The organism is Phaeobacter sp. JH204B (genome assembly GCF_048055755.1).
GTDB classification, from domain to species: Bacteria; Pseudomonadota; Alphaproteobacteria; order Rhodobacterales; family Rhodobacteraceae; genus Phaeobacter; species Phaeobacter bryozoorum.
On the sequence record NZ_JAYMXF010000032.1, the window covers coordinates 113,443 to 120,423 of the forward strand.

Consider the following 6,981-nt stretch of genomic DNA (forward strand, 5'->3'; position numbering starts at 1 on the left):
GCTCGGCTCAGATAGGATCCACGACAGCGCGATTGTTTTTGCCGATCCGTTCCAGAAGCCGCTTTTGTCTGGGCTGTGGCGGGATGGGTCTGGCGCTGGCAGGGCCGTGCTGCGCCGCGCCAACCAGATCCGGAAACAGCTGTTTCAACTCCTGCCGCGCGGCGGGGGAGAGGGCGGCCAGCGACGGTTCGGTGACCAGCAGGCTTTCGCTGGGGGCACCATTGGCGAGAACGATCTCGTGGTTGTCGAACAGCATGTGGAAATAGGCGATGCCCTCCTGCGGTGCGGATACATAGATCCCCGGCAGGGCGGTAAGGCGAATGGCCGGGATCAGCACCTCGAATTGGCCAAACATGCGCTGCGCCACGCGTGATCGGATCAGCATCCGATGCTGCCGCGAGACCAGCAGCGGTTTCTTGGGCAGTCCCGGCCCGAGGGCGCCGGCCTCGATCCGCACCGGGCGGAGCCTGGGGTCGTCCCTCATCTCGTTCGCCGAGACACGCCGCCTGCCAATCCAGCGCAGCGGCTTCAGCCCGTCCTCGGTCATGACCATGTCGCCCGGCGTGAGGGTTTCGATGGCGCGGGGACCGTCGGCCGTTTCGATCAGGGTGCCATTGCAGAAGCATACCAAGAGCGAGATATTGTCGACGATCGCGCCGAGACTATCGTCGCTGCCAAGTTCGGTCAGGCGCAGCGTGTAGTCTCCGGGGCTGGTGAAGTTCACATTCAGGCTGGTCTGGGTAAAGCTGCTGGTGGTCGGCAGCACCGACATGGAGGCGATAACGGCTCCGCTCGCATCCAGAATTTCGACGGTAAATCCCTCGGTGCCCGCCTGACTCAGCGAGGCAGTGCGCAGGGCGGCGTCCAGCGTCAGCGTGGTCTGGATCGGAGCAGTGACGGTAAAACTCTGCTCCATCACGGTGGTCTGGCCGGATTGACCGTCCATTTCGGCCACGCGATTGGATGAGCCATTCCCGAGATAGGCGCTCTCTGTATTGCTGGCCTCCAGGTCGGTGCCGCTCCAATTGGCGGAGCCGCTGTCAAATGTTCCGTTGATGATCAGATTTTGCATCGCGCCGGGCCTCTGCCTGCTTTTGGTAAACAATGCGTTAATCGCAAAGTAAGGCGCCAGTGTGGCAATCGCACCGCCGTGGCGGCGGGTATGCGCAGATTATTTCTGCACGCTGAGGTGTCATCTTATTGACTGAAGGCCAGGGATGTGGCTATTAATGAACGACTGTTCAATAACCGGCGACTTCGGGAGAAAACGATGTTTAACGCAAGCATGACCTTTGATCTGGGCGAAGATGTGAACGCCCTGCGCGACATGGTGCACCGCTGGGCGCAGGAGCGCGTCAAGCCAATGGCGCAGGAGATTGATCAGAAAAACGAATTCCCCGCCGAGCTATGGCAGGAGATGGGTGAGCTGGGATTGCTGGGTATCACCGTGCCTGAGGAATTCGGCGGTGCCGGCATGTCCTATCTGGCCCATACCGTCGCGGTTGAGGAAATCGCCAGGGCCAGCGCCTCGGTGTCGCTGTCTTATGGCGCGCATTCGAATCTCTGCGTCAATCAGATCAAGCTCAACGGCAATGCCGAACAAAAGGCAAAATATCTGCCGCGGCTGATTTCCGGCGAACACGTCGGCGCGCTGGCCATGTCCGAGGCAAGCGCCGGTTCCGATGTTGTCTCGATGAGCCTGCGCGCGGAGAAGCGCAATGATCACTACCGCCTGAACGGCAATAAATACTGGATCACGAACGGTCCCGATGCCGACACGCTGGTGGTCTATGCCAAGACCGACCCCGAAGCGGGATCCAAGGGGATCACAGCCTTCCTGATCGAAAAGGAATTCAAGGGCTTCTCGACCTCGCCGCATTTTGACAAGCTGGGGATGCGCGGCTCCAACACCGCCGAACTGGTATTCGAAGACGTCGAGGTCCCATTTGAGAATGTGCTGGGTGAAGAAGGCAAGGGCGTGCGCGTCCTGATGTCTGGTCTCGACTATGAGCGCGTCGTTTTGGCGGGCATCGGCACTGGCATCATGGCCGCCTGCATGGATGAGATGATGCCCTACATGAAAGAACGCAAACAATTCGGCCAGCCGATTGGAAACTTCCAGCTGATGCAGGGCAAGATCGCCGACATGTATACCGCGATGAACACCGCGCGGGCTTATGTCTACGAAGTGGCAAAAGCCTGCGACAAGGGGACCGTGACCCGCCAGGATGCCGCCGCCTGCTGTCTTTACGCCTCTGAGGTGGCCATGACGCAGGCGCATCAGGCGGTGCAGGCCTTTGGTGGGGCAGGCTATCTCTCCGACAACCCAGTGGGCCGTATCTTCCGGGATGCCAAGCTGATGGAGATTGGCGCGGGCACCTCGGAGATCCGCCGGATGTTGATCGGCCGCGAGCTGATGGGCCAGATGTAAGCCGACACCGGGGCAGATGCCCCGGCTGACTGCTGCCTTGCGGCTTGGTGATGCAACACGCCTGCAAGGCGCAAGACAGAGAAAGCGGCGCCCCATAAGGTGCGCCGCCTCTCCCTGAACCACTCGTTCTAATCAGTTACTCGTCAAAGGGATCAGAAACGGTGAACGTAGCCAAACCCAACAGTGACCGGATCAATCTCGGCGGTGCCGATCTTGGTGCCGTTCAGGGTCACATCGGTTTCGATATCCATGTAGCGGACGTTCACCCGCAATGCGCCACGATCCGAGATCTGCCAGTCGGCGCCAAGGTTCAGTGCCAGCCCGACGCTGTCATCAAGCGAAATCACCCCCGCGGGCGAGCTTTCCTCAAAGAAGGTCGTGTAGTTGATACCAACGCCGACAAAGGGTTTGAACTTGGTCTGTGTCGGGAAGTGATAGTTGACCGACAGGGTCGGCGGCAGATGCTTCGTGGTCGCGGTATAGGCGCCGTTCAAAGAAATATCATGTTCGAACGGGCTGGCGGCCAGCAGTTCAATCCCGATGTTGTCGCGGATGAAGTACTCCGCGGTGAAGGTCAGAGCAGTATCGTCGTCAATCGTGGCAGCAGCACCGGCGAGCGTACCATTGTCGGATTTCGGATTGACGTTGGCGATGCCGATGCCAAGGGTCCAATCCCCCTGGGACTGGGCAAGGGCGGGGCCGGCCAGGGCTGCCAGTGCAGCGCTAAGAGCCAAGGCGGAAACCATACGGGTCATTGGGACTATCCCTCTTCTTTCGTGTACGGGGGATCTATGCGCTCATCCGCCGGGTGTTACACTGATCTGGATCAAACCCGCGCGGGCTTTCCCCTTGGGAACGCAGTGAAAAAACGCATGTCGGCCATGCAACCTGCGAGGGGCTGTTAATGACCAAGCAGACGACATATCCCGGGTTGACGGCCGCAGGCGACTGGGCGTTTCCTGCCCGCCTCAACATGGCTGAACAAGCTCTGGACCACCCGGACGATGCGCTTGCGCTGATTGATCTCACAACCGCAGACCGCCGGGATGTGACCTACGGGATGCTGCGTGGACAGGTGGACCTGCTGGCCCGCCACCTGTCGGCGCAGGTCGCCGCCGGAGATCGTGTCGGTGTACTGCTGAGCCAGTCTGTCGGCTGCGCAGTTGCGCATCTGGCGATCTGGAAGATCGGTGCCATCTCGGTGCCGTTGTTCAAGCTGTTCCAGCAGGATGCGCTGGCCTCACGCATCGGCGATGCCGGATTGGACCTTGTGCTGACCGATACGGCTGGGGCCGCCCAGCTGGGTGAGCTGGCACAGCCGCTTCTGGTGGAGGAGGTCCTGACCAAAACCCCGGCGCACAATGGCGATCTGCTGCCCTATGCCGAAACCACCCCGGAGACGCCAGCGGTGTTGATCTACACCTCCGGCACCACAGGCAGCGCCAAGGGGGCATTGCACGGGCACCGGGTTTTGTCGGGCCATCTTCCCGGTGTTGCGATCAGCCATGATCATCTCGGCCAACCTGGCGATTGCCTCTGGACCCCTGCGGACTGGGCCTGGATCGGCGGTCTGTTCGATGTGCTGATGCCGGGTCTGGCGCTGGGCGTCCCTGTTGTCGCCGCACGGTTGGACAAATTTACGCCGGAGGCTTGCGCCGACACCATCCGCCGGGGGGACGTGCGCAACGTCTTCTTCCCGCCGACCGCATTGCGCCTGCTGAAGGCGGCGGGGCAGGGGCTCGACGGTCTGCGCTCGGTCGCGTCTGGTGGAGAGCCCCTGGGCGCAGAGATGCTCGCCTGGGGCCAGCGGAGCCTGGGCGTGACCATCAACGAATTCTACGGTCAGACCGAATGCAATATGACGGTTTCCTCCTGCGCCGCTGATTTCCCGGTCCGTCCTGGCTGTATTGGCAGGCCGGTTCCGGGGTGCGTGGTCGAGGTGATCGACGCCGACGGCACCCCCACACGTGCTGAGGGCGATGTCGCCGTGCGCCGGGGCGCGGCGTCGATGATGCTTGAATACTGGAATCGCCCCGACGCGACGGCTGAAAAATTTCATGGCGACTGGCTGGTCACCGGGGATCGCGGCATCTGGGAGGGTGACTATCTGCGCTTTGTGGGCCGCGAGGATGATGTCATCACCTCCGCCGGCTATCGCATCGGCCCGGCCGAGATCGAGGACTGCCTGATGACCCACCCGGCCGTGGCAACCGTGGGTGTGGTGGGTAAGCCGGACGAGCTGCGCACCGAAATCGTGAAGGCCTATGTGGTGCTGAAACCCGGTCACTCGCCATCCGAGAAAGATCTGCAGGACTACGTCAAATCCCGTCTGGCAAAGTACTCTTACCCACGCGAAGTGGAGTTCTTGGATGCCCTACCAATGACCGTGACCGGCAAGGTCATCCGCAAGGAACTGAAGGCGCGGGCAGCGGGGGAGATGAAATGATAAGGCAACTGGCAATATCGGCTCTTCTGATCGCAGGCGCCGCCGGTGCAGCTGCGCAGAAAGCACCAAAGCAACTCGATGTGCCACTTTGGTTTGACCGTTGTACTGCCCTTTCGAGCACTCACATTGCCAGTGAGATGGATCGTCGGTGTATGTCCACCGCATACGACTATTGCGAATATGGGAGGCTGTATGATGAAAGGCGGCCCTGCATTGAGGAGCTGACCCTCCATATTCGAGGTCGAACTGAGGCGATCGCAGCGGTACTTCCTGAACAGGCATCGTTGTCTGACGCCTTCTTGGAGCAATCGTATCATCAGAGATTGGCAACGCTTATGAACGATGAGTTGGCCCCCAACTGCGCGCAGATGACGAAATTTATGTGTGAAACCCTGAAAGTCGTGTTGCGATGGAGCACGGCTCGCGAATTGGCACGCACTGCCGGTGTAGCAAATGAATTGGATGTGAAATGAAACTCAATTCCAAGGCGATGCCTTCCTCGGAAGGCTTCAAACAGAACCGTGCGGCGCATCTGGACGCGCTCGCGCAGATCAGCGAGGCAGCCGAGGCCGCGCGCATGGGGGGTGGCGAGAAATCCCGCGTCCGGCACGAAGGCCGCGGCAAGATGCTGCCGCGCCGCCGGGTGGCGAACCTCTTGGACCCCGGCTCTCCGTTTTTGGAGATCGGCGCCACTGCGGCGCACGCCATGTATGACGGTGCTGCTCCTGCGGCGGGCGTGATCGCGGGCATCGGTCGGGTTCACGGCCAGGAGGTCATGGTGGTCTGCAACGACGCCACCGTGAAGGGCGGCACCTACTACCCGATGACGGTGAAGAAGCACCTGCGCGCGCAGGAGATTGCCGAGGAAAACCGTTTGCCCTGCATCTACCTGGTCGACTCGGGTGGTGCCAACCTGCCCAACCAGGATGAGGTCTTCCCCGACCGTGACCACTTCGGGCGCATCTTCTACAATCAGGCGCGGATGTCGGCCAAGGGCATCCCGCAGATTGCCGTCGTCATGGGCTCCTGCACTGCGGGCGGTGCCTATGTGCCGGCGATGTCGGATGTCACCATCATCGTGAAGGAGCAGGGCACCATCTTCCTCGCGGGCCCGCCGCTGGTGAAGGCCGCCACGGGCGAGGTGGTCAGCGCCGAGGATCTGGGTGGCGGCGATGTGCACACGCGCCTCTCCGGTGTGGCGGATTACCTCGCCGAGGACGATGCCCATGCGCTGGCACTGGCGCGGCGCGCGGTGCAATCGCTGAACATCACCAAGCCGTTGACAGTGAACTGGGCCAGCCCAGAGGACCCCGCCTACGACCCCGAGGAAATCCTCGGCGTGGTGCCGGGCGATCTGCGCACGCCTTATGACATCCGCGAGGTGATTGCGCGGCTGGTCGATGGCTCGCGCTTTGATGAGTTCAAGCCGCGCTTTGGCGAGACCCTTGTGACCGGCTTTGCCCATGTGAAGGGCTGCCCGGTCGGCATCATCGCCAACAACGGCGTCCTGTTCTCCGAAGCCGCCCAGAAAGGCGCGCATTTCGTGGAGCTGTGCTCCCAGCGCAAGATCCCGCTGGTGTTCCTGCAAAACATCACCGGCTTCATGGTCGGCCGCAAATATGAAAACGAAGGCATTGCCCGCCACGGCGCCAAGATGGTGACAGCGGTTGCCACCACCAATGTGCCGAAGGTTACGATGCTGGTTGGCGGCTCCTTCGGTGCCGGCAATTACGGCATGTCGGGCCGCGCCTATTCCCCGCGTTTTCTGTGGACCTGGCCGAATTCCCGTATCTCGGTGATGGGTGGCGAGCAGGCGGCGGGCGTGCTGGCGACAGTGAAACGCGACGCGATCGAACGTATGGGCGGCAGCTGGAGCACTGAGGACGAGGCCGAGTTCAAACGCCCCACCATCGAGATGTTCGAGGAGCAGAGCCACCCGCTTTACGCCTCGGCGCGGCTTTGGGACGACGGCATCATCGACCCGCGCAAGAGCCGCGACGTGCTGGCCCTGTCGCTGAGTGCCGCCCTGAACGCCCCGATCGAAGAGACCAAATTCGGCGTCTTCCGGATGTAAGCGCCCCGCGTTTCTTCTGGCCCAAAATAT

The 6,981-nt window shown here is 61.5% G+C and carries 6 protein-coding genes; 4 read left to right on the forward strand and 2 right to left on the reverse strand.

Going from position 1 to position 6,981, the window contains the following annotated elements; genetic code table 11:
* Positions 1-7: 7 nt before the first annotated feature.
* Positions 8-1,072, reverse strand: a complete 1,065-nt coding sequence (locus VXL81_RS18285; RefSeq protein ID WP_340545106.1) for a Hint domain-containing protein — start codon at positions 1,070-1,072, stop codon at positions 8-10.
* Positions 1,073-1,270: 198 nt separating this feature from the next.
* Here VXL81_RS18285 and VXL81_RS18290 point away from each other — a divergent pair, with 198 nt between their 5' ends.
* On the forward strand, positions 1,271-2,431 hold the full coding sequence (locus VXL81_RS18290) for an isovaleryl-CoA dehydrogenase (RefSeq protein WP_416539235.1): 1,161 nt from the start codon (positions 1,271-1,273) through the stop codon (positions 2,429-2,431).
* A gap of 152 nt (positions 2,432-2,583) precedes the next feature.
* Here the strand turns inward: VXL81_RS18290 and VXL81_RS18295 are convergent, their stop codons facing one another.
* On the reverse strand, positions 2,584-3,186 hold the full coding sequence (locus tag VXL81_RS18295) for an OmpW/AlkL family protein (RefSeq protein WP_416536805.1): 603 nt from the start codon (positions 3,184-3,186) through the stop codon (positions 2,584-2,586).
* A gap of 149 nt (positions 3,187-3,335) precedes the next feature.
* On the opposite strand from VXL81_RS18295, the gene VXL81_RS18300 reads away from it, so the two are divergent.
* The 3 genes from VXL81_RS18300 to VXL81_RS18310 are packed head-to-tail and all read left to right on the forward strand — an operon-like array spanning position 3,336 to position 6,951.
* On the forward strand, positions 3,336-4,877 hold the full coding sequence (locus VXL81_RS18300; protein WP_416555534.1) for an AMP-binding protein: 1,542 nt from the start codon (positions 3,336-3,338) through the stop codon (positions 4,875-4,877).
* A complete protein-coding gene (locus VXL81_RS18305) occupies positions 4,874-5,350 on the forward strand; it encodes a hypothetical protein (protein WP_260087503.1) in 477 nt (158 codons plus the stop codon). The genes VXL81_RS18300 and VXL81_RS18305 overlap by 4 nt, the downstream gene beginning before the upstream one ends.
* Entirely contained in the window at positions 5,347-6,951 is a 1,605-nt protein-coding gene (locus VXL81_RS18310; RefSeq protein ID WP_416555537.1) for a carboxyl transferase domain-containing protein, read from the forward strand. Before VXL81_RS18305 ends, VXL81_RS18310 begins: the two co-directional genes overlap by 4 nt.
* Positions 6,952-6,981: the final 30 nt, after the last annotated feature.

What these genes read in the sequence shown, in the direction of transcription:
- VXL81_RS18305 (WP_260087503.1), top strand. Translation starts at nt 4,874, where the DNA reads ATGATAAGGCAACTGGCAATATCGGCTCTTCTGATCGCAGGCGCCGCC.
- VXL81_RS18295 (WP_416536805.1), bottom strand. Translation starts at nt 3,186, where the DNA reads ATGACCCGTATGGTTTCCGCCTTGGCTCTTAGCGCTGCACTGGCAGCC.
- VXL81_RS18290 (WP_416539235.1), top strand. Translation starts at nt 1,271, where the DNA reads ATGTTTAACGCAAGCATGACCTTTGATCTGGGCGAAGATGTGAACGCC.
- VXL81_RS18300 (WP_416555534.1), top strand. Translation starts at nt 3,336, where the DNA reads ATGACCAAGCAGACGACATATCCCGGGTTGACGGCCGCAGGCGACTGG.
- VXL81_RS18285 (WP_340545106.1), bottom strand. Translation starts at nt 1,072, where the DNA reads ATGCAAAATCTGATCATCAACGGAACATTTGACAGCGGCTCCGCCAAT.
- VXL81_RS18310 (WP_416555537.1), top strand. Translation starts at nt 5,347, where the DNA reads ATGAAACTCAATTCCAAGGCGATGCCTTCCTCGGAAGGCTTCAAACAG.